This window comes from Caproiciproducens sp. NJN-50, from assembly GCF_004103755.1.
Taxonomy (GTDB): Bacteria; Bacillota; Clostridia; order Oscillospirales; family Acutalibacteraceae; genus Caproicibacter.
In genome coordinates, this window is sequence record NZ_CP035283.1 from 2,311,085 (window position 1) to 2,333,261 (window position 22,177).

Annotated in this window: 27 protein-coding genes and 2 tRNA genes; 12 read left to right on the plus strand and 17 right to left on the minus strand. The window is 49.0% G+C overall.

The annotated features are described in order from the left end of the window. Positions 1-63: 63 nt before the first annotated feature. A tRNA-Val gene (locus tag EQM14_RS11135) sits at positions 64-140 on the minus strand. 140 nt (positions 141-280) lie between these two features. Between EQM14_RS11135 and EQM14_RS11140 the strand changes: the two genes are divergently transcribed. The 4 genes from EQM14_RS11140 (at position 281) to EQM14_RS11150 (ending at position 3,604) form a co-directional block, all read left to right on the plus strand. Beyond that, a complete protein-coding gene (locus EQM14_RS11140; RefSeq protein WP_128743108.1) occupies positions 281-1,132 on the plus strand; it encodes a patatin-like phospholipase family protein in 852 nt (283 codons plus the stop codon). 68 nt (positions 1,133-1,200) lie between these two features. Beyond that, entirely contained in the window at positions 1,201-1,380 is a 180-nt protein-coding gene (locus EQM14_RS11145; protein ID WP_128743109.1) for a hypothetical protein, read from the plus strand. Between the two features lie 26 nt (positions 1,381-1,406). Continuing rightward, positions 1,407-1,565: a hypothetical protein gene (locus EQM14_RS16390; RefSeq protein ID WP_164919051.1), complete on the plus strand. Its 159-nt coding sequence runs from the start codon at positions 1,407-1,409 to the stop codon at positions 1,563-1,565. 227 nt (positions 1,566-1,792) lie between these two features. After that, complete coding sequence (locus EQM14_RS11150) at positions 1,793-3,604, plus strand: DUF6020 family protein (RefSeq protein ID WP_128743110.1); 1,812 nt, start codon at positions 1,793-1,795, stop codon at positions 3,602-3,604. Here EQM14_RS11150 and EQM14_RS11155 read toward each other — a convergent pair. The 6 genes from EQM14_RS11155 to EQM14_RS11180 form a co-directional block, all read right to left on the minus strand. Then, positions 3,579-4,130 carry a DUF1788 domain-containing protein gene (locus EQM14_RS11155; protein WP_128743111.1) on the minus strand — a complete coding sequence of 184 codons (552 nt, stop codon included), beginning with the start codon at positions 4,128-4,130 and terminating at the stop codon, positions 3,579-3,581. The genes EQM14_RS11150 and EQM14_RS11155 overlap by 26 nt on opposite strands. Before the next feature lie 114 nt (positions 4,131-4,244). Continuing rightward, entirely contained in the window at positions 4,245-4,835 is a 591-nt protein-coding gene (locus EQM14_RS11160) for a glycerol-3-phosphate acyltransferase (protein WP_243112510.1), read from the minus strand. A 260-nt stretch (positions 4,836-5,095) separates the two neighbouring features. Continuing rightward, positions 5,096-5,470 (minus strand): desulfoferrodoxin family protein, encoded by a 375-nt coding sequence (locus EQM14_RS11165; protein WP_128743113.1) that lies wholly within the window; start codon positions 5,468-5,470, stop codon positions 5,096-5,098. A gap of 30 nt (positions 5,471-5,500) precedes the next feature. Then, a complete protein-coding gene (locus tag EQM14_RS11170; RefSeq protein WP_128743114.1) occupies positions 5,501-6,316 on the minus strand; it encodes a family 1 encapsulin nanocompartment shell protein in 816 nt (271 codons plus the stop codon). 22 nt (positions 6,317-6,338) lie between these two features. Continuing rightward, positions 6,339-6,704, minus strand: a complete 366-nt coding sequence (locus EQM14_RS11175; RefSeq protein WP_128743115.1) for a demethoxyubiquinone hydroxylase family protein — start codon at positions 6,702-6,704, stop codon at positions 6,339-6,341. A gap of 154 nt (positions 6,705-6,858) precedes the next feature. Then, positions 6,859-7,809, minus strand: a complete 951-nt coding sequence (locus EQM14_RS11180) for an ROK family protein (RefSeq protein ID WP_128743116.1) — start codon at positions 7,807-7,809, stop codon at positions 6,859-6,861. A gap of 162 nt (positions 7,810-7,971) precedes the next feature. Here EQM14_RS11180 and EQM14_RS11185 point away from each other — a divergent pair, with 162 nt between their 5' ends. From EQM14_RS11185 to EQM14_RS11195, 3 genes are all read left to right on the plus strand, one after another. Further along, positions 7,972-8,646, plus strand: a complete 675-nt coding sequence (locus EQM14_RS11185) for a sugar transferase (RefSeq protein WP_243112511.1) — start codon at positions 7,972-7,974, stop codon at positions 8,644-8,646. A 29-nt stretch (positions 8,647-8,675) separates the two neighbouring features. Further along, entirely contained in the window at positions 8,676-9,692 is a 1,017-nt protein-coding gene (locus EQM14_RS11190) for a M23 family metallopeptidase (RefSeq protein WP_243112512.1), read from the plus strand. Between the two features lie 57 nt (positions 9,693-9,749). Further along, positions 9,750-9,836: transfer RNA gene (locus EQM14_RS11195), tRNA-Leu, on the plus strand. Positions 9,837-9,972: 136 nt separating this feature from the next. On the opposite strand, the gene EQM14_RS11200 is transcribed toward EQM14_RS11195, so the two are convergent. From EQM14_RS11200 to acgA, 4 genes are all read right to left on the minus strand, one after another. Further along, entirely contained in the window at positions 9,973-10,230 is a 258-nt protein-coding gene (locus EQM14_RS11200; protein ID WP_128743117.1) for a pyridoxamine 5'-phosphate oxidase family protein, read from the minus strand. Positions 10,231-10,235: 5 nt separating this feature from the next. Then, positions 10,236-10,820 (minus strand): nitroreductase family protein, encoded by a 585-nt coding sequence (locus tag EQM14_RS11205; protein WP_164919052.1) that lies wholly within the window; start codon positions 10,818-10,820, stop codon positions 10,236-10,238. Further along, the gene (gene acgM / locus EQM14_RS11210) at positions 10,817-11,845 is read right to left on the minus strand and encodes a radical SAM/SPASM domain protein, ACGX system (protein ID WP_128743119.1); all 1,029 of its coding nucleotides are present in this window, start codon (positions 11,843-11,845) and stop codon (positions 10,817-10,819) included. Before acgM ends, EQM14_RS11205 begins: the two co-directional genes overlap by 4 nt. Before the next feature lie 78 nt (positions 11,846-11,923). Next, positions 11,924-12,163 (minus strand): ACGX-repeat peptide, encoded by a 240-nt coding sequence (gene acgA / locus EQM14_RS11215; protein WP_243112513.1) that lies wholly within the window; start codon positions 12,161-12,163, stop codon positions 11,924-11,926. Between the two features lie 319 nt (positions 12,164-12,482). On the opposite strand from acgA, the gene EQM14_RS11220 reads away from it, so the two are divergent. Continuing rightward, on the plus strand, positions 12,483-12,824 hold the full coding sequence (locus EQM14_RS11220; protein WP_128743121.1) for a winged helix-turn-helix transcriptional regulator: 342 nt from the start codon (positions 12,483-12,485) through the stop codon (positions 12,822-12,824). A 202-nt stretch (positions 12,825-13,026) separates the two neighbouring features. On the opposite strand, the gene EQM14_RS11225 is transcribed toward EQM14_RS11220, so the two are convergent. Next, positions 13,027-13,986, minus strand: a complete 960-nt coding sequence (locus tag EQM14_RS11225) for a spore germination protein (protein WP_128743122.1) — start codon at positions 13,984-13,986, stop codon at positions 13,027-13,029. Between the two features lie 17 nt (positions 13,987-14,003). Here EQM14_RS11225 and EQM14_RS11230 point away from each other — a divergent pair, with 17 nt between their 5' ends. From EQM14_RS11230 to EQM14_RS11240, 3 genes are all read left to right on the plus strand, one after another. Beyond that, positions 14,004-14,567: an aminotransferase class I/II-fold pyridoxal phosphate-dependent enzyme gene (locus EQM14_RS11230; protein ID WP_128743123.1), complete on the plus strand. Its 564-nt coding sequence runs from the start codon at positions 14,004-14,006 to the stop codon at positions 14,565-14,567. An 87-nt stretch (positions 14,568-14,654) separates the two neighbouring features. Then, on the plus strand, positions 14,655-14,921 hold the full coding sequence (locus EQM14_RS11235; RefSeq protein WP_128743124.1) for a glutaredoxin: 267 nt from the start codon (positions 14,655-14,657) through the stop codon (positions 14,919-14,921). Positions 14,922-14,947: 26 nt separating this feature from the next. Continuing rightward, positions 14,948-15,325 (plus strand): RidA family protein, encoded by a 378-nt coding sequence (locus tag EQM14_RS11240; RefSeq protein ID WP_128743125.1) that lies wholly within the window; start codon positions 14,948-14,950, stop codon positions 15,323-15,325. A 546-nt stretch (positions 15,326-15,871) separates the two neighbouring features. Here EQM14_RS11240 and EQM14_RS11245 read toward each other — a convergent pair. Beyond that, entirely contained in the window at positions 15,872-16,111 is a 240-nt protein-coding gene (locus tag EQM14_RS11245) for a hypothetical protein (RefSeq protein ID WP_128743126.1), read from the minus strand. A gap of 727 nt (positions 16,112-16,838) precedes the next feature. Between EQM14_RS11245 and EQM14_RS11250 the strand changes: the two genes are divergently transcribed. Continuing rightward, the gene (locus EQM14_RS11250; protein ID WP_128743127.1) at positions 16,839-18,791 is read left to right on the plus strand and encodes a cytidylate kinase family protein; all 1,953 of its coding nucleotides are present in this window, start codon (positions 16,839-16,841) and stop codon (positions 18,789-18,791) included. Positions 18,792-19,255: 464 nt separating this feature from the next. Here EQM14_RS11250 and EQM14_RS11255 read toward each other — a convergent pair whose 3' ends face one another. From EQM14_RS11255 to EQM14_RS11270, 4 genes are all read right to left on the minus strand, one after another. Beyond that, entirely contained in the window at positions 19,256-19,963 is a 708-nt protein-coding gene (locus EQM14_RS11255; RefSeq protein ID WP_128743128.1) for a FadR/GntR family transcriptional regulator, read from the minus strand. Positions 19,964-20,066: 103 nt separating this feature from the next. After that, positions 20,067-20,372 carry a Dabb family protein gene (locus EQM14_RS11260; RefSeq protein WP_243112817.1) on the minus strand — a complete coding sequence of 102 codons (306 nt, stop codon included), beginning with the start codon at positions 20,370-20,372 and terminating at the stop codon, positions 20,067-20,069. Positions 20,373-20,396: 24 nt separating this feature from the next. After that, positions 20,397-21,338, minus strand: coding sequence for a transketolase family protein (locus EQM14_RS11265; protein WP_128743130.1), 942 nt, complete (start codon positions 21,336-21,338; stop codon positions 20,397-20,399). Further along, positions 21,339-22,172: a transketolase gene (locus EQM14_RS11270; protein WP_128743131.1), complete on the minus strand. Its 834-nt coding sequence runs from the start codon at positions 22,170-22,172 to the stop codon at positions 21,339-21,341. It abuts the gene before it with no gap. Positions 22,173-22,177 lie beyond the last annotated feature (5 nt).

Sequence of the window (22,177 nt, forward strand, 5' to 3'; positions counted from 1 at the left end):
CCCCGACCGGATTCTCATCTGGAGCAGGTCAAGCAAAAAGACCGCCTTCCGGCGGTCTTTTATTGGTGGACGTTATAGGACTCGAACCTATGACCTTTCGCACGTCAAGCGAACGCTCTAGCCAGCTGAGCTAAACATCCAAGTTTAAAGCGCTTGATCATTATAACGTATCTCCTGTCGAAAATCAAGTAAAATCATAAAAAAATCTAAATTATTTGAAAGTCTTGTTTTCGACATTCAATTATCATATAATAAATTTCAAATAGGAGGATGATCCATTATGTCGATTGGTCTTGTGCTGGAGGGCGGCGGCATGCGTGGGTGGTACACTGCCGGCGTTCTTACCGCACTGACGGAAAACGGGATCGATTTTCCCTGCGTTTATGGCATTTCCGCAGGAGCGTCCAATGCTCTCAACTACATCAGCAAACAAAACACAAGAGACTTCGGCCGTGCCATGATCCGCTATTCCGCTGAGGAGCGTTACATCAGCGTAAGCAATCTGCAGAAGACGGGATCTCTGTTCGGATTCGACTTTATATTCGGAGAGCTGTTTCATTCGCTTCTGCCCTTTGATTACGAAACTTTTTTTGATTCGCCGGTCCAGCTTAAGGTGGGCGCGACCGACCTGAAAACGGGGCAGGCCGTATTTTTCGATAAGGCGCAGCTGGATGAGGAAATGACCGCCGTGCGGGCCTCCTGCTCCCTGCCTTTTCTCTCGAACATCGTCACTTACCGCGGCTATGAACTCCTGGATGGCGGATGCACCATGCCGATTCCGATCGAACGCTCCATCTTCGACGGAAATGAGCGCAGCGTGATCGTACTTACGCGCGACTTTTCCTATCGGAAGGGGCCGAATCCGGAATTTCCAAGGTCTGTTCTCCATGTAAAATACGGAGACTACCCTCTTTTCGTCGATGCCATGATGAAGCGGCCCGAAACCTATAACAACGAACTCGACGTGTGCCGGCGGCAGGAAAAGGCAGGAAAGGCCTTCGTCATAAGGCCGAGCAGCCCGATCGTGATCAGCCGCTACGAAAAAGATCCTGAAAAGCTGAACAAAATCTATGAAATGGGTATCCATGACTGCGAAAATTCTCTCAATAATCTGAATAAATTTTTAAATTGAGGCTATTCCTAGAATTGACATCATAGGATCCGTCCGCCTGCGCATAATACATCAGGGGTGAAAACTATATGGCGGATCAATTGAGGCGCTTACTGGAATCAGACGGAAAGGCAAAGGAATACTTTGACGGACTTCCGTACTACACAAGGGACGAGGTCAAAAAGCACGCCGAAGAAATTGACTCGGCGGCATCCCTGAAGCTTTTTGTCGAGACTTTTACGCAGGACGATTCCTTCCGGGGCGCCTGAGTCCGCGAATACGCGGAGGCGCAAAAATGGGAACATTCTATGAAAACAACCCTGATCTGAGGGATTATTTTGAATCCCTCCCGATTGAAATTAAGGACCGGATTCTGGAATCCGGCGTTGAGATTTCAACGCTCGGAGAACTGATGAAGGTGGCCGAGCACTTTGAGCAGATGAATAAAATATAAGCGGACCGGGAATTCCTGAAATATCTCCGCTTGAAAAAGCCGAAGCAGCCGTACCACATGGTATTGGCTGCTCGGCTTTTTCAATTCTGATCAACGCTTTTCATACGAATATGGATTGATTGGATAAAATTGGGAAATGTAATATCTAGGATTCAGTTCCGGAGAAATCAAAAGAAATTCATTGGTGCGACGGCCTTTTACAAAGTCCTATGGGAGGAAAAAGACAAATGTTTAAATTGAGAGCCGCAGGCAAAGAGCTATTCTGCATGGCAGCTTCGTTTCTCAGCGTCACCTCCCTGACTTATGTGCTGAAGACAAGGAACGATCCTCTTCTGATCAACAACAGTGTTCTATCCGCCGTTTTTTTCTTGGCGTTCGCAGTACTGTTTTACAAAGGGGCCAATCTGGCCCGAAGGCGCCTGCTCCTATGCTCCGCAGCCCCGGGCCTCGTGCTTGGCTCCATGCTCGTTGTTGGCAGTGAAGTGGACCAAACCGGGCGGCTGAGCCTTCGCTCCCCTCATCTCTATCTTGCTTCCGCCGGAGCGGCTTTACTGCTGACGGTTCTGATTGAATTGCTTTTCGTCAAAATGGAAAAATCCTTGTCCGTCCCTCCGCGTTTCCCCATGGCGGGCACAAGATCCTTTCTGTTGCAGTGGGCGCTGATTTTTTTATGCTGGCTTCCGTGCTTTTTCGCCATCTATCCCGGAGTCTACGCCTACGACGGACCGATTCAGCTGGCTCAAAGCCTGGCCAACGATCATGTGCTGGTGGCCCAGCACCCGATTGTGCATACGCTTTATCTGGACGCCTGCTTCTCCGCCGGCCTCCGCTTCTTTGGGACAAACAATGCCGGAATGGCGATCTATTCGATTTCCCAGATGCTGATTCTTTCCGCCGCGCTCTCGTTCTGCTGCCGCGTTCTCGCCCGGCGCGGCGCTCCCCTCGTTCTCAGAGCGGCGGCGCTTCTTTATTTTGCGCTGTTCCCGATGAACCCCGTTCTGGCGATGAGCACAACAAAGGACACTCCCTTCGCCGCCGCCCTGCTGGTTTTCATCCTGGCCGTATGGGATCTTTCTGAGAACCCCGGCGCTTTTTTTTCCTCTCCCCTCCGCCCGTTTTTGTTTTTTCTCTCGGCGTGCGCCATGTTTTTGCTCCGCAACAACGGCGCCTATCTGTTCGCGCTCTCCATCCCGGTCTGGATCCTTCTCCTCCGCGGGCACCGTGTCGGCATTTCGCTCCTCTGCGCGGCCTGCCTTGCGTTTTACGCGGTGTTCACCGGCCCGGTCTATTCCCTTCTCCACGTTATCCCGGGGGATTTTCACGAGGCGCTGAGTATTCCGGCCCAGCAGCTGGCCCGCTCCGTGATCGACCACGGGGATGAGCTCACACCCGATGAGCTTCAGACCGTATTCCGGATGATTCCTGAAAAGCAGCTGCGCGGTTACGCACCCCGGTTCGCCGATCCGGTTAAGAATGCCTTCCAAACGAAATACGTCCTGAACAACAAAAAGAAATGCCTGAACACCTGGATCAGCATAGGATTGAAATGCCCCGACAGCTACACGAACGCGTTTCTGTGCAACAGCCTTGGATTCTGGGACCCCGACGTCGACTATCAGAGCGGCTGGGCGCAGAATCCCTTCCCCTATGTCGAGTTTCAGAATAAGCCGAATTTGCCTCCGGATTGGTTTCCGGTCACGCGTCACAGTTTTCTGCCGGGACTTGACCGGTTCTACGAAAGTGTCGCAACCGGCCGCGCCGTCGACCGGGTGCCCGTTCTTTCCCTGCTGATCAGCCCCGCGCTGCCGTTCTGGGTTCTTGCCTGGAGCACCGCTTTCTGCGTTTTCCGAAAGCAATACTCCAGTCTGATCGCACTCGCGCCGCTTTTCGCCTTCTGGATCACATTGCTTCTGTCGCCCGTCGTCCTGCTGCGCTATGCCTTTCCGTTTCAGATATGCATGCCCGTGATGACCGCACTGGCGCTCCGGCCGAAGCGCGGTCTAAACGACCAGCCTAATCCACAAGCCGGTACGCTCTGAGCAGGATCGGCTTCTGCCCTTCATAATCCCCCGGATAAAACAGAACCACCGGAACGCGGTCAACCGCCTGGTGGAGGTTGCAGAGGATTTTATAAGAGCGAAGAAGCTGACAGCATTTACCGACGCCGGTCAGAAACACAACGGCCTCCTTCGGGGTGTGTTCCTGAATATATCGGATCGTCAGGCTTTCCTCTTCATTGATCAGCAGCAGATTTCCGATCGCTTTGACAATCCGTTCCATTCCCTTTGTCTTTTCAAATTTAAAGCACTGCTCCAAAAGCCCTTCCCGCTCCAGCAGATCGATCAAAATGTCGTACAGATCAAATACAACCAGCTCATAACCATCAACGCTTTTGTTATTCCTCTTGATCATGCATGCAATCCGTTCCCGGACAACCAGCTCCGTTTCCGCCGGGTAGTCGAACACGTAATATCCGGCTCTGCTCCCGGATTTTCCGCCATGGCGGAAATCCGGATCCTGGATGATCTGTTCCACGGCGTCCAGCCGTTCTTCAATACCGTCCATTATCCTCCCCCGCTCAGGTATTGATAAAAGTTCATTTCTAAAATATATGCCGCATGGGAGGATGATATATGGCCCGCCGAAAGATAATTGCCAACCGGGGCAGCCCGCGGGTAATTACAATCTTTTTCGCAGAGCGGGCAAATCGCTTTTCTCTTCCGTTCCACGCGCGATTCTCCCTATGGAATCGCGGTGAAGAAGAAAAAGCAGCGAAGCTCCGGCAAGAAAAACGAACCCCGCTTCCAGGCCGCCGTACCGGAAAGCCGGAAACAGGAAGAAAACTGGAATCGCCAAAGCTCCCAGAGCCAGGTATTTCGTCACAATTACAACACACAGGCCGATGAGTTCGGCAATCATCCCCGCGACCGGTGAAAACAAGATCAAATAAGTGCAGAAAACGGCGACGCCCCTGCCGCCGCGAAATTTGTTCCAGAATGGGAATCCGTGCCCCAGGGCAGCTCCCAAGCCTGCGTACAGAATGGCCAGCCGTCCAAGCTGCGGAAAAAAAAGATACCGGCAGCTCATGCAGGGCAAAACCGTTTTCAAAACGTCGCCCAGCAAAGTCACAGCCGCCCATTTTTTTCCGAACAGTCCCAAGATATTCGCCGTGCCGGGATTTCCTGAGCCAATCCCGCAGGCGCTTTTGCCCGTTTTCCATCGGGCCACGGCTTCGGCGGTCAGAAAACAGCCGCAGAAATAGCCCGTCATAACGCAAAAGAACCTCATGCCGATCAGAATCCTTTCCAGAATAAGCTACGGTTTCCCTGTTATCATCATCTTCTATTGTATACAAAATTCCGGGTAAAATGAATACAGAGCATATCAGAAACCTAAAAATGGCGAATGAATCTTTCCATTTTACAGATTTTACCGAATATGCTCTGTCTCTTATTCCTCAAGGCAGCTGTTCAAGTCCGTCTTTGGGGTCGATTCATGCAGGCTCTTTCAAACAGCCCTCCGGATCCGGATTAAAAATCAGCTTTCCACAGCCCGTGAAGATTGCAGTATTCATAAACCGTTCCGCTCTCCGCGTTCTTGAATTCAGCGACCGGCTGCATGCCGGGCTGCAAATATTTTAATTCCACCCTGTCGCCGGAGACAAGGGCAATCCACTCAATGTGATGCTCCGGCAGCATCGGATGCAGCGTTGAGCCAACGGCGACTTTAATCTTTCCGTTCTCTCTCGTTACGACCGGCACGTGCTTCTCCTGAGCGGCATCGGTGCTGTTGGCCGTGAGTTTTGTCATATTCTGGCCGCAGCAGACAAGCGTGCCGCCGCCGTTTTTAATTTTTACAACCATATTCCCGCATATTTCACAACGATAGAATTCTACATTTGCCATAGTAATCTCTCCTTTAAATTAAATCAATTTTTATTCGAACGCCACAACGGCGTTATTGTTTTTGATGCGCGGCAGGATCGTCTCCAGCACGCGGAACCGATGGTTCAGGTCCTTTTGCTCCAGATAGGCAACCGACAGGTCCTGTCCCACGACAAGATCCATATTTGCGGGTTCGGAACAGACCAGCACGGCCTTTTCCTTTCCCAGAGCAGTGGATTGATACACCTTGCCGTCCAGCATTTTCCGGACCCGGTCAATTTCCAGCAGTCCGGTTCCCGGCTGAATCCTCTGCAGATCAAGATAAAGGTCGGGGCTGAGGGACAGCGCGTAAGTCCCGAAAATCCCGCTGGAAGCGAAATGTTCCAACCCGGCGGCAATATCCGCAAAGGCATTTTCGCCCGATTTCCAATCGGAGCGTTTGATTTTTTGAATTCCCGGCGCGGTCATAAGGCCCTCATATCCAAGGCCCGGATTCCCAAAATAGAGGAAAGTATCCTCCAACCTGGCACAAATCGAAGCCGCGCGGACCGCCTCCGTCAGATCGGTCGGGAATCCCAGCCGGGCGCTGTTTTCCAAGTCCCTCGCCAGCAGGGTAAAATCATTGTAAACGGAAGGAATTTCAACGTACTTTCTCCCGTTGGTTGAAAGAAAACCTTCACTTTCAACCTCTTCAACTTCTCCCGTGCGATCGACTGAGATACTTTCCACGCCGATCCCAAGCGGGCCGAAAATATGTAAAAAGCGCCGGCCGGTTAAAGCCTTCCGCGCCGTCTCCACCACTGCGGCATCGATTTCCTGCCAAAGTTCCGCCGAAACCGGAGAACTCTCTCTTGAAAGATAACTCATGTCTCTTCTCCCTTCACCGTTTCTATTCCAGCAGATTTCCCACCGTCGGCTTCTGGTCCGAGGCAGCCGGACCCGTCGTCGGTTCTGCAATTCCTAAATTCTCCAGCATTTCACGGACTTCCGATTCCCCTGAGGAAAAAAGCTCCGCTTCTTTCGGGTCAAGCGTTCTCAAAAGCGTCATCAATTCTCCGACATGCGCCTTTTCCTCATCCCGAATATCCGCAAGCACTGTTTGAGCCGTCACATTGTCCGTAGCCTGAACGTGCGCATCGTAAAGGTAGATCGCTTCCAGTTCGCCCGCGATATCCAATCGGATCGCCTGAACCAGTTCCTCATCGCTCAATTTTCGTTCAACATTACCCGAAAAAGGGTTTGCAAATGCAGGCATTTTAGCTATCCTCCGATCTAATTTAATAATCATTCTTTATTTCTGTCGATATTATATCATCTCCGTTTTTAAATTGCAAGCCTTTTCATCAAAAAAATAATAAATTTTTTACCCATACAAAAAACGCCGTTTAAAACGGCGCGTGAAGTGAAATTCAGCATTCGGTTCCCAGAAGCGCGGCGCCAAGAATGCCCGCATCATTGCCCAGCTGCGCTTTGCACAAAACGGTCTGCCTCTCAGCATTGCGCGCATAGTTTTCGGCGGCGACCGCTTTTCTCAGAGGTTCCATCAGGAATTCGCCCTCGTTGCTGATTCCTCCGCCGATACAGAGAATATCCGGCTGAAAAACGTTAATGCAGTTGGCCACGCCGCAGGAAAGATAAAAGAGGTATTGATCAACGACTTTCTTTCCGGTTTCATCGCCCGCCCGCACTGCTTCAAAAGCGCTTCTTCCGTCGACCTGATCCGGATCTCCGGCGATTTTCCACAGCAGCGAGCTTTTGTCTTTCCGCATGGCCTCCCGTGTCATCGCAACCAGCCCGGTTGCTGAGGCATACGCCTCCCAGCAGCCCCGCCGGCCGCAGGTGCAGAGCTTTCCACCCGCCACAATCACGGTGTGCCCGATTTCACCGCCCGCAAAATTGCTTCCGGCATAAATCTTTCCGTCGATAATAATCCCGCTGCCGATTCCTGTTCCAAGCGTGATGGCAACGGCGTTCCTAGCGCCTTTGAGAGCGCCGGCCCTGAACTCGCCGAAGGCCGCCGCATTGGCATCGTTTTCCAGAATGACATCTTTTTTCAGCCGATCCGACAAGAGCTTCCGAAGCTCCAGATTTTCAAAAAACAGATTGTTGGAGTACTCGACCACGCCGCTGTCCCGGTTGACCGTGCCCGGAGTCCCAACTCCCACATACGGGATGTCATCCACGCTCAGCCCGGCGGCCCCCAGAGCTTCCTGAACGGTCGCGGCAAGCTGCTCACAGATTTCCAGAGGTTTGCAGGGGACAGACGTTTTCCTCTTTGCCCGCGCTACGATCCGGTATCTCTGATCGACCACGCCGGTCGCGATATTGGTCCCCCCAAGATCGATTCCAAGATAATACATGAAAGTTCCTTCCCTCTTCCCGTAATATTCATTAGTATAGCATCTCTTCCGAAACATTGTAAACACGCCTTGGCGGAATACAAAAAATAATCCACTTGCTTAAAACCTGTGCTATAATGGTACAATAAGTTTGGAATAGAATTGGTAAACGGAGAAAAATGCATGACATATGAAACCCTGCCTCAGAGCATGAAAAACGAATATACCCGGAGCTATTGGGACCGTCTGCAAAAAAAGCGCGGCACGCTCGCTTTCAAACGGGCCGGGGATATTATGGCCTCCCTGGTTATTTTGCTGGTGCTTTCACCGATCCTGCTGCTGCTGGCTCTGGCGGTCAAGCTGGATTCGCCGGGACCTGTTTTTTACCGGCAGATCCGAGTCGGCCGCTATGACCGTGACTTCAAAATCTTCAAATTCCGCACAATGGTCCAGGACGCGGACAAAATCGGCCCGGCGGTCACGACCGGCGGGGATGAGCGCATCACAAGGGTGGGAAAGCTGATCCGCCGGTGCAGGCTGGATGAATTTTCCCAGCTGCTCAACGTTTTAAACGGCACCATGAGCCTGGTCGGCCCCAGGCCGGAGGTGAGACGGTATGTGGAAGCCTACACTCCGGAAGGAATGGCGACCCTTTTAATTCGGCCCGGGATCACGGCGCCGTCCAGCATCGCTTTTAAAGATGAAGACAGGCTGTTGGTTTCTTCCGGGGACCCCGACCGGATTTATATCGAGCAGATACTGCCGCCAAAAACGGAACTGAACCTGCAATATCTGCGCGGCATCAGCGTTGCGGCCGACATGAAAATCATGGTTCGGACCATAGCGGCTGTAATTTAAGCCATATTTTCAGGGAAAGTCACATATGATTGGGTAGAACAGCGGGGGATGAAAAGTTGTTTTGCCACATGGGAAAAACCCTGAAAACAGTCCTGCTTCTTTTCCTGGCGGTCATCCTTCTGACGGCTTCCGCCGGCTATGTGCACCGGGCGGTGCCGACGCAGGCACAGGAAGAAAAGAAGTCGGATCACATTAAATATGTCGAATTCAATGTTTCCTATCTCGCTCTGAAAAAGGCGATGAACCTGGATATTGAATCCCACAAAAAGGGAGGCAGCCTCAATTGGATTCAGATTCTGGCATACCTGGGCGCGAAATACGGCGGGGATTTCAAACGGTATAGAAGCTCTGACATGGACGCCTTCGTAAAGAAGCTCCAGACCTCCGGCATAGATGAAATCACAAAGGACATGAAATATTACAAATATTACTTTGAGGCCTACACTGCCGTGCTGGGCGGGCTTCTCGGAAAATACCGGGAGGACGGAGAGGAGAAGTACGGCCTGATCGGCTATTCGCCGATTGCAAAGACTTTCCCTTACACAGACTGCGATGATTTCGGCGCACAGCGCACCTACGGCTACTCAAGGCCGCATCTGGGCCACGACATGATGGCCGCCACGGGAACTCCGATCATCGCGGTGGAATCCGGGGTTGTGGAAGCCCTGGGATGGAACCAGTACGGCGGCTGGAGAATTGGGATCCGCAGCTTTGACTCCAAACGATATTACTATTATGCCCATCTGCGCCAGAACCGTCCCTATGCCGCGAATCTGGCCGTCGGCCAGACCGTCAAGGCGGGCGACGTGATTGGATATGTCGGCCGCACGGGATACAGCACCAAGGAGAACGTGAACAACATCAAAGTCAGCCACCTGCACTTTGGATTGGAACTGGTCTTCGACGAGAGTCAAAAGGAAAGCAACAACGAAATCTGGGTGGATGTCTATGCCCTGACAAAGCTGCTGCGGCAGCATCAGTCTGAGGTGTATCGCGTTGCGGAAACGAAAGAATACTACCGGGTTAAGAATATAGAAATTGAATAGCTCATGATTCTCATTGATTTTGCCGCTGTGTCATGTTATAATGAAATCTGTGACTTTGCCGCTGTGGCGAAATTGGCAGACGCAAGGGACTTAAAATCCCTCGGTAGCAATACCGTGCCGGTCCGAGTCCGGCCAGCGGCACCAGCGTAGAATCTCTCCAAACCCAGTATTCATGAGGGTTTGGAGATTTTTTTTGCCCTTTTGCGCTTCGCTGAATTTAAGGAATCCGTGGAATTTGCCGTCTTTTTCTGTAAGGGATGTGTAACCTTCGAATCAAAACTCAGGTGCGTGTAGATATTGGCGGTTGTCTCACGATCACCTTTGCGGGGCAGGCCTCAAAACAAGCAATCTGTACCTTTTCGTTTTCCAGAAGCTCACGGCAAAAGTTTTTTCCGCGCGCGGTGAAGAAGTACATGCCGTCCGGCTCGTAATGAATCGCACTGATGTTCCGGATTTGCGGGTTGCCCTGCGTGTCCACGGTTGCAAAGCTGAGCACGCCGATCAGCTTCAATTTTTCAAGACAGGTTTTCGCATCCATTATGCTCACCTCATGATAATTGGATTGGGGTATTTTCTCGGCTTCACGCCGGGAAAACCGCCGACCGGGTAACCGAGAGTGATATGCGCTTTTGCTTCAAGATGCTCTGGAACATTCCATTTGCGCAGAATCTCTTTACCGAATTCATTATCGAATATGTCTTCTACAACACCTTCAAGACATGAGCCAATTCCAAGCGAATAAGCAGCCAGGCATATATTGCTTGCCATAATATAGCAGTCCGCATCTGCGAACCAAAACCTTTTGGGGCCAAATAAAGTGACTACCGTGGGCGCGCTGTAGAACGCGCTTGCAATCGTAGGATCATCGGCAATGCTAGGCTGGTCGGTCGAAATATACCTTCCGGGGGAAGAAATGCTAACATGAGACAAGGATTTTTTAATTTTCCCCAGCTGTTCATTCATTGCGGCATCCTGACACACAACAATTTGTGTGGTCTGCCGATTGCCCGCATTGGGGCTGAAGGAAGCAGCATACAAAATCTGCTCCAGTATATCGTCCGGCACCTGCCTGTTTTCATATTTTCGGATTGAGCGGCGCTCCATCATATTCTTGATAACTTCGTTCACGCTTTGATCTCCTTCCAACACTGCGGGTCGGGCGCATATAGATTGCCGTGGTAACCGAAGGCGACGGCCGGGCAGCCCCGGCAGAACCGCAGCAGCTCGCATTTTGAGCATTTTTCAAATTTCTCATATTCACGGTATTTATCCATTTTAGCGCCCGTAAACAGGTTATAAAGATCGTCCGTCAGGGCATTTCCCACCTTGCTCTCCATCCGGCGGCAGGCATATACCGCGCCGTCCGAAAGGATTGTCAGGTGGCAGTTACCGCAGTTACAGCCGTCATAGACATATTCGTCATTGGGATAATCCGAGAGATGAAACAGTCCTTTTTCATATTGAAACAACGTCCACAGGTGATCTTTCAGGTTAAATGTTGTGCCGCTGTCTTTATACTGCTCAAATTTTTCCCAGCAGCGCTCCATCATCTCGCGATATTCCTCCGGGGAGCAGCAGTTGTCCCGGTCGGACATGGATGGGCAGTAACGGGCAAAAGCGAAAATGTCCACGTTACTTTCTACGACGACATCCACAAGATCGGGAATTTCTTTGCTGTTCCAACGGGAAACCGTTGCCATAACAGCAACATCGATTCCGGCGTTTCGAAGGATCGGAACAACCGCCAGCGTTTCATCATAGGAACCTGGGCGGCGGATACGGTCATGTGTTTCACGCAGCCCGTCAAGAGAAAGCTGGTATTTTCGGCAACCGCAATCGTGCAGGCGTTTGCAGACCACGTCGTTCAAATGAAACGGATTGCCGAGAATGGCAAAGGGGACATTCTCAGTTTTGAGCTTTTCGGCGAGCGTCCAGAACTGCGGATGCAGAATCGGGTCGCCTCCGGTGATATAAAGATATGAGAGCCGTTTTGCCTTCTGGCAGAAAGTTTTGATGTTTTCAATGACCATATCCATCTCAGGCCCTGCCATTTCCTTGAACTTGGCATGGCTGCCGAGAGCGTAAATATAGCAGTGCTTACACCGTTGATCGCAGGCCTCGGTGATGTGCCACTGAAACGCAAAATATTCCATTTGGTTTTCCTTTCTGATTCTAGTCAGGGGCAGAAAAACATCCCCGCAAGCCACGCCTGCGGGGATGCCTTGCCGGAATTATTTCTTGTCGCCGGCGCCACAGGCTGTACCGCAGGCAGCTGGTTTTTCCTCCGGCTTTTTGTCACCGGCGCCGCAGGCCGTACCGCAAGCGGCTGGTTTTTCCTCCGGTTTCTTGTCACCCGCGCCGCAGGCCGTACCGCAAGCGGCTGGTTTTTCCTCCGGTTTCTTGTCACCCGCGCCACAAGCTGTGCCGCAAGCGGCAGGAGCTTTTCCTTCGGTTTCTTTCTTGTCAAACAAATTTTTAAGAGACATCACTCAAGTCCTCCTGATCAGAATTCAGACTTTATGCCCAGTCATTGATTTGACTGCATTCTCTGTCTGTGATTCCATTGTAGCGTGCAAAAACAGGCATGAAAAGTACGCACCTTTCTATTACCCAGTTACCTTTTTATAACCTTTGCGTGTTTATGGGCTTTTTCAACTCAAAATAATTTCGGGTATTCTTCATCTTCCTGATTGGCTTGACAGGCAGGCTGCGCAACAGTATGATATGGTATATAATATTCAAATTGAAACCTGTATTTATATTGAAACTAAAGGGGGTGGAGATGTCCATATGCTTACCAAAGAAGAACTGCCCGCCTGTCCGGTTGCAACGATCGTACAGTTGATCGGAAACAAGTGGAAACTGCTCATTATCCGAAATCTTCTCGCAGGAACACAACGCTTTAATGAAATGCGCCGCACGATTCCCGGCATCAGCCAAAAGGTTCTGACAGATAACCTTCGTTCTCTTGAAGAAGACGGACTTGTCACGCGCAGGATTTTTGCGGAGGTCCCGCCCCGTGTGGAATACTCCCTCAGCGAGCTTGGCAGGACACTGAAGCCGGTCTTTGATTCTATGCAGGCCTGGGGCGAAGGTTATCAGGAACTCGTTAGAAATAGTGCGGAAAAATAAGCATGTTATGGACACGAAGGTAAGAACATAAGTTAGACACTTAGATCAAAAGTGTCCAAACCCGCGTGAATAAAGGGTCAGACATAGAAAACAGCGGCTGATATTTAGACATTCTGAAAGAAATGTTCTAAACATCAACCGCCGTTTATTTTGTGTCATTTGCTCATTTTAGATGCAGACCCTATTATTCACAATTGAACCGTCATCCCCAATGCTTTAAACAAACGGCGCTCAGTTTGTCGTATATCTTCGCGTCTTTCCACGCGGTGAACGCGTTCTTGTACACGCCGAAGCAGTCGGTATATATCTCGTGATTCTTCATGACGGGTTCCACCTTGCCGGTGATGTGAACCATGTTCTCCACACCCTCGCTCAAGCTGCCGAATATGCCCGCGCCCGTCGCGCCCAGAACCGCCGCGCCCACGAGGCCGATAGCCTGTCCGACCGGGCGCGGCAGCCGGATACCAGCTTCCCGAAGAATTTCAAACGCGAATAGCATAATTAACGCTTCCACAAAAGCGGGAAATGGCGTTCCTTCGCGTGCTTTGGCTATAGTAAACAACAACGTGGTGGGCAGCAGTTCTTGATGAAAGGCGGTCAGAGAGATGTAAACAGCGGGACCAAACACGGCGATGAGGAACGCGACAAAGCGCAAAATTCTCGTCAGACTTGCATACAACGGACGCGTATAATAATCCTCGGCCGTCTGAAAACTTTCGATAAACAGCATTGGCGCCGTCAGCACAAATGGTGTGCCGTCCACCACAATAGCAGTGCGGCCCTCCAGAATACGCGCCGCGACCACGTCCGGTTTCTCGCTGTATCCTATGGTTGCAAATGGAGAAAACGGCGCATCGTCAATATATTCCTCAATGTAACCGGATTCCAAGATCGAATCCACATCCAGGTGGCCGATGCGGTATTTGACTGTATCCACCACTTGGGGATCGGCTACGCCATCTAAATAGATCAGGCAAATATCGGTTTGGGTTTTTCGACCGACAGTCATATGGTCCACGCGAAGATGTTCGTTGCGGATCTTACGCCGGATCAGCGACGTATTGGTGCGCAGATTTTCGGTGAAACCCTCGCGTGGTCCGCGCACAACCGTCTCGGACTGGGGTTCGCTGACACTTCGTTTTTCCCAGCCCTTTGTGCTGATGACAAGTCCGGTTAATTATGCCGGGATATCATCACACGGTATTTGCATCGATTTCTGAAGAATTTGCAATGCACTCCATCACTATGACGGCAGCTTCCAAATCCTTTAACTTAGCGGGTATGCAGACGTCCTGTGTTATTATACCTAATAAAGAACTGCGCGATGCGTTCCATGCCGAGCAACTTCTGGATGAGGTAAATCCGAAGAGCAATATTCTTGGTTATGAAGCAACCAGACTGGCCTATACAGAGTGTGGAGAGTGGTTTGATCGGGCACTTGCTGTCATAGACCATAACCGTCAGACCGTTGTGGACTTCATGGCAAAGGAATTTCCGGAAGTGATTGTTACGCCGCTAGAAGGTACGTATTTACTCTGGATGGATATCCGTCCTTTGGGTATTGATTATAAACATCTGGCGGAGATTCTTCGCACGGAAGGCAAGTTATTCTTTGATGATGGCTACATATTCGGTACACCGGGAGAAGGATTTGAGCGCTGGAATCTGGCATGCCCGACCCGCTATGTGGAAGAAGCCCTTCTGAGATTAAAGGGAGTACTGAATAAGCATAGAAAAGACTGATGTGAAAATTTTAAAGGCATCTGGACAGAAAAAGGAAATGGCTGGAATATCTGTCCAGGTAAAAATAAATTTTCGGAGGAGAGTATTATGGATTCACTAATTATTTACGGGAGTCATCTTTGTCCTAATACACTGTATTCTATTATAAAGTGCAAGGATAAGGGAATACAATTTCGTTTTAAGGACATCTCAGCCAATCTTGCAGATTTGAAGGAGTTTTTGACGATTTGGTCAGAAGATTCGGATAAGTTATTTCAGCAAGCGAAAGATCAAGGAATGATCGGCCTTCCGTTATTTATTCTGCCAGATGGTACAAAAACGAGAGATCTTAATGGGGTTCTTGCCCAAAAATAATGTATAGTAAAGAAGGATGGTTAAAAATGACAAAGAATTTTTCAACAAAGAACGCACCGGCTGCAATAGGACCGTATTCACAGGCAATTCAGACAGGAGATACCGTATATGTTTCAGGTCAACTCCCAATTGATCCAACCACGGGTGAGTTTCCTTCCGATGATGTGAAGGTTCTTACACAGCAGGCGCTAGATAACATTAGAGCAATCCTGAAAGAAGCAAATATGGACCTTTCCAATATCGTAAAGACTACGGTGCTTCTCGACAGTATGAGTGATTTTGCGGCTATGAATGAAGTGTATGGAAAAAACTTTGCGAAACCGTATCCCACAAGAGCGGCATTTGAAGTGGGAAAACTCCCGAAAAATGCAAAACTGGAAATAGAGGTCATAGCTGTCAGGTAAATATCACAAGAGCTGCAACTATAATGCGAATCACGCGGGGACCTTCCGCTGCGTGGTTCGCATCTTTAATTAAAAAGACTTATTTTCTTAAAGGTACAAGGGCCCGCTTTAGGTCGTACTTTAATAAGTCGCATTGAAAACTTAATGTTCTGAAAATTTTTGAATGGACCAAATAGGTGTCAAGTAAGAAAGGTTCTTTTATGAAGCCGTTGATCACATACCTAAAATAATAAATCTTAAACTGCTTAAATTTTAAAGGACGTGAGCAGTGGCGATGGCTGTCACAATCATAAATTTTGGATGGGATCGATTGATTCATTTGCACTCTACGACTTAGGGAGCATCCCTTAAACATCCCTTAAACGTGCAAAATAAAACGCAAAATCTGATTTTGCAGAAATCGGGATGTAACCTGCATTTATCCTCCTAAAAGTTTCCGATTGTAAATAAAAGGACAACGGCAGATCTGCCTTGTCCTTTCGCATTATGCTAAAGCATATGTATTATTCGGTTTATCAGAGCATTTTTTTGACTATCAAGATAAAGTTAGGCCAAATATTCTCCACAGTCGTGATTGTTATATTGCTTCTTAATTTTGATAACGACGGATTCATCAGGCTGCGTAACTTCCTCAACAATTTTATATTTTGTACGGTTACGTTCCAACTTAACTTTATAATTATCCAATTCTTCTTTGACGCTCCGGACCGCGGCATCATGACCGACGTCCTCTTTCAACTGAAAGTGGATCGTCTGTTCTAAACAAGCGGATATAATACGCTTCATTGATATTACCTCCTCTTTCTATAAAAATGATAACACAAATTTTTTTCTGTAAGCAAGTAAAATTACGATCCGCCTTCAAAGTTTGTCAATTTTGCGCATTTAGTGTGTAAATGAAATTAGTGAAAATATCCACAACAATTAATCGGCCAAAGCAAAAGATCTGAACGGTATCTACTATAAAGAGCATGATCTATTCAAGGCGTCGGCCATGGGTTTTAATAAACTCAAACACGGGGAGATACCATGTTTTTCTGTATTACCGATAAGAAATGCAAGGATGAAATCCCCGCACGTAAAGCCGGCAGAAAAATATCATTCATCTAACATAATCCGATTACACGAGCACATATCCGTCTCTCTATGAAGCTAGGGCCTTGACATCTGGATATAGTTGGGACCTTATGTCGGGAAACGACCCCTAGTAAGAAACTCGCGCCTGGTTTCTTTAAAAAGTGTATTCTCTGCCTAACAATGCAAACTCAGGTTGAAGGACAACCGCCTTCAGATAATCCATCGATTGACTATTTTTGCATTTAATGTTATAGTAAAGCGAACTCAAATCACACTTTGATTTGAGAGTGTCATCGGAGGGCTTTGATTAAAAGGCCGGATAAGATGTCGGGTTTTGCCCGGTATTTTATCTGGCCTTTTTCATGTTTGGAGGGAAAAATCAAAGGAATGAGGAGAATTTGATTTTATGCAAGACTTGTTTCAGGAGGACTGTAATATGGAAACTCAAAACGCGAGTTTTAAGCAAATCAACAAAGAATTTGTCAGGTATGTGGTTCCATCCGTTATAGGAATGCTCGTCCAATCCCTTTACACTGTTTTAGACGGCGTTGTCGTCGGGCAGGGAATCGGCGAGATCGGGCTCGGTGCCGTCAACATCGCGTTTCCTTACGGCATGGTCACGATTGCGCTGGCGATGCTGATCGGCATAGGCGGCGCCAATATTTATTCTATTTATAAAGGCCAGGGAGAAAAGGAAAAAGCCAATAATATCTTTTGCCAGTGTCTTGTCATATCCGCCGTGATTGGCGTCGTACTGGCCCTGGTGGGATTCCTCTTCCGCGAAAATCTGGCCTTGCTGCTGGGGAGCAACGAAGTGTTTCTTCCCTCCGTCACCGCTTATCTGAAATGGCTGGCGCCTTTTTCGCTGCTGCAGATGGTAACCTTCGGTGTCTCTGTTTTTGTCCGCAACGACGGCGCTCCCAAGCTGGTCATGGCGGCTTCCGTCACGGGCGCTGTCATCAACGCGGTCCTTGACGTCATCTTTATTCTCATTCTGCATTACGGTGTTGAGGTGGCGGCGATCACAAACGGCATAGGGCTGCTGATAGAAACCTCATTCTACATAACCCATTTTGCACGGAAGAGGGGCTTGCTGCGGATCAGGAGGCCGGATTTTGATCTTGCCGATATCAGACGGATATTCAGCAACGGTCTTGCCACTTTCCTGATGGAATTCAGCCTGCCCGCCGTCACCGTTTCCTTTAACCTCGCAATCATCCACACTGTCGGGACGCTTGGTGTTGCCGCCTATTCCATCGTAGGCTATGTGTGCGCCGTTATCAACATGTTTCTTGTGGGTGTCACGCAGGGCGCACAGCCCCTGATGAGCTTTTATCATGGCAAGGGCGACCGGAATACCTTTTCCCACATATATCGCCTCGGCATACGCATCAATATCATTGCCCCGGTGCTGTTGGTCGGCCTCTGCATCGCCTTTGGAAACGGGATCGTTTTCCTGTTCCATTCGGGCAATTCCGAATTGACGGCGCTGACGGTCCATATGCTCCGCCTGTACCCGACGGCGCATATCGCAATAGGGGTTACGCTGATGAATATCCTCTTTTTCCAGACCACGGAACGGAACGCCTATGCCGCCCTGATTTCTTTTCTGCGCTGCGTCGGCTTCATACAGGTGTTTCTGCTGCTGTCCGTTTTTCTGTTTAACGGCAAAGGGCTTTACCTTTCCTTCTTAGCCGGCGAGCTGTGCCATCTGGTCATTTCGCAGATACTGGTGCGGCGGACGAAACGAGCGGAAGACAAGGCCACGGGAGTGCCGGCTGCCCTTTTGGAAACGACTGAGAACGCAGGATATTTCATTACCATCAGCCGCGAATATGGTTCGGGAGGACGCATGATCGGCCGCAGGGTGGCCCAGGCTTTGAACGTTCCTTTCTACGACAGGGAAATCATCGGGCTGGCCGCGGAACATGCGAAATTATCCGTGGGAACCGTCGAGCAGTCCGAGGAAAAAATGACGAAGGGCTTTGAATACGGGCTGTACATCGGCCGCAAATATATGCCGATTCCCGATCAGGTCTTTCTTGCACAAAGCAAAGTAATCGATGAGATCGCGGGCAAGGGTTCCTGCGTAATTGTAGGGCGGTGCGCGGACCATATTCTGCGGAATAAGGAAAACTGCATCCACATTTTTATCCATGCACCTTTCGAGCAGCGCGTCCACCGGGCCGTCGAGGAATACGGGCTGCCGGCGAAGGATGCGGAGCAGGCGGTACGGAACAACGATGCGGCCCGGGAAAGCTACTATAACCATTATACCGGTGCGGAATGGGGCGACGCGCACAACTACCATTTATCTATCGACAGCGGCATCGGAATAGACCGGTGTGCGGAATTGATTCTCTGTGCCGTAAAAGGACAAATCAGATAAATTAGCCTTGTATGTCGATAAATGAAGCTCTCGGCAAATCCCGGAAGGGACGTTGGCTAGCCGCCATCGCAGAAGAAACACCTCGCGTCCACAGGGCATTTCATAACAACGCTGAACCGAACCTGCTGCCGACGCCGAATGGTTCTGTACGAAACCAGCTGCGTAATCGACGTAAAGCAGTCGGGACCAGTCAGCAAAAAACCTGCTCTCCTGAAGGAAAACGAACTGGATAAAATCAAGTTAAGGAACTGAAGGTCGTGTCAAACTTGTCCCCCTTTTAGCGGGGCCTTTTTATTCGGCTGGGCCGCCTCCGGTTTCGCCGGCTAAGTCAGCACTTTATTTTAAATTGACAAACAAAACTAATCCGCCGGTACATTTCCGGCGGATTAGTTTATCGGCCTTCTTTCAGAAGTTGTTTATTACGGTCATGCTTTGCAATGAAATCCGCGGTGTCGTTTTAAAGGTTAAATGAGTTTTTGCCAGCTTTGCAAAGAATCCTCAACTACTTCATGAACGTGTTCAAAGTCTTTCGTTTCTATACAATCTATAATCCTCTGATGATACTGAGGGGCTTTAGAATCAATCTTTTCCAACTTGACCGTCTCGCCGATAGAGCTTTGAAAAATACTGTAAACCCCTTTGAGAATGTAACCGAAAAAAATATTATGGCAACTGTCAATCAAAGACATATGGAACTGATAATCCATTTCCTGCGCTAATTCATACTGACCTTTTTTGACAGCCTCTGCCATAGATTGAACATTTTCCTTCAGTTGAGCGACATCATCCGGAGAGGTCTTTCGAATTGCCATGCGCACGGTTGCATCATCCAGTACTTCGCGCAGCTCCAGCAGTTCAGTGTTACTGCTTAGTTTTGATATAACACTGTAGACAATAGTGTCGAATGTAGACTGATTCAACTGAGAACAAACATAAGTCCCGTCCCCGCGTCGAATTTCCATAATCCCCATCGTCGTAAGGATTTTTATAGCTTCCCGCAGCGAATTGCGGCTGACCTGCAATTCGCTGATCAGTTCATATTCATTTGGAATTTTCATTCCAGGTTTATAATAACCTTTAATAATCTGTTTTTGCATATATTCAATAATCTGACGTACGACAGTCTTTTTTTCCGAAGCGCGCACGCCGTCATGCCTATTTTCTATAGCCATTTTAATTTCCCCATTTGCAATTGTTTTTTGAATTATAACACAAAATGAAATAAAGCGATAGACTATAGAGTATTGATAATAGAAAATTTTTAGTTCCTTTCAGTCAATGAAATTCATAATCGACAACTATTCTGTGATCAATTACCTGAAATACGAATTCGCGTACCTTTAAGTGCAAGGGATGTACAAGGTACTTCTCCAATGCTTCTTTACTTTCAAATTTCTGATTCAGGCACATATCATAAAACCGCTCTTCCCGGTTGTAGTTATGTCCGGTTTCAGTCGAGATCACGCCCGGAATCTTCTCGCTAATTTTCTGAAATTTTTCAGCAAGCTCCTGGGCGTTCTCGTTTCCTGTTTTTCCAAGTGCTTCAGATTTCATTTTAAAAAAAACAACATGCGTAATCATCACGCGTCCATTTCTCCTTTTATTTTAACAAAACAGTTTCCGTCCCACTGCCGCGATATTTTCAGCAGTGATGCCATTTTTATTAAGTAAACGATTATAGGGGGCAGATTCTCCAAACCGATCCTGAATGCCGACTCTGCGCACAATTCCCTTACCCATATCGGCAACCACCTCACAGACGGCACTGCCTAACCCGTTAATGATATTATGATCCTCAACTGTGATAATTTTTCCGGTTCGCCCAACAGCAGCTCTAACTGCTTCCGTATCCAATGGTTTGATGGTATGCATGTCAATCACCGAAGCGTGGATTCCCCTGTCAGAGAGAAGGTTGGCTCCCGCCAGTGCGACACTCATGACATCTCCGTTCGCAATGATGGTAATATCGTCTCCGTCCATCAATTTTTTTGCCCGGCCGATTTCAAAGGATTCATTTTCATTATAGATTTGAGGGATGGGGTCCCGGGTAAAGCGTAAATAGACAGGGCCGTCGTATTCAGCCGCGGCGCGGATCAATCTACGGGTAGAGTTATAATCGCACCCCATAATCACTGTCATATTAGGAATCGTTCTGAGAATTCCCATATCCTCAATTCCCTGATGGCTCGCACCGTCGTTCGCCGGCGTCAGCCCACCGTGGGAACACGCAATCTTGACATTAAGCTTCGGATAGCAAATTTCCTGGCGAATCTGTTCACACATTCTCATGCTGCCGAACACGGCATAGGTGGTTATATACGGAATTTTGCCGCAGGTTGCCAGACCGGCGGCAACGCCACAGGCGTTTTGCTCCGCAATGCCAACATTTATATGCTGTTCCGGCAGCTCCTTTGCAAAATCAAGCGTTTTACAAGATTTTCCGATGTCACAGTCCACCACGTAAATATTGGAATTCTTACGACCCAGCGCCAGAATTTCATCGCCGTATGCTTCTCTGGTGGCGACGGATTTTTGGGATTCGCGCATTTAAAATCCTCCTTCCAAATCCTGCATTGCCCGAAGATACTGTTCTTCATTGGGGGCCATGCCATGCCACATCACAACGTTTTCCATATAAGAGACACCTTTACCCTTGACCGTTTCGGCAACGATGCATTTCGGTGCGCTGTTTTCGCTGTCTCGCACCTTGTCGAGAACATTCAGAATTTCCTTCATATCATGTCCGTTAATGGTATAGCTCTCAAAGCCAAAGGCTTCAAATTTTTTTTCAAGATCAAGGTTTGGCATAATTTCCGCGCATACGCCATCATTCTGAAGACGGTTCCGATCCAGAAACACAATCAGGTTATTCAACTGATATTTAGAAGCGGTTTCAGCCGCCTCCCAGATCTGGCCCTCATCGCTCTCTCCGTCGCCTAAAAGGCAGAACACACGGTAATCTTTATGGTCGCGCTTTCCCGCTATCGCCATGCCGGCCGCAACACTGAGGCCCTGCCCCAAAGAACCCGTGGAAATATCGACACCGGGGCAACGTTTCATATCCGGATGCCCCTGAAGGATTGAGCCTTCCTTCCTCAGGGTCGATAAAACGGAAAGGTCATAATAACCCCGCAGGGCAAGGCAAGTGTAAAGCACAGGGCATACATGGCCTTTTGAAAGGACAAAACGATCTCGATTCGGATCTTTCGGATTCTTAGGGTCCAAACGCAGCTCGCTGAAATATAGTGCCGTCATAATATCGGCTGCGGAAAGAGATCCGCCCGGATGGCCTGACTGCGCCTGATAAATCATGGTGATAATGTTTTTCCGCACTTCTTTTGCTCGCGCTTCCAACTCCCGGATTTTTTGCGCGTTCGCCATTCTTA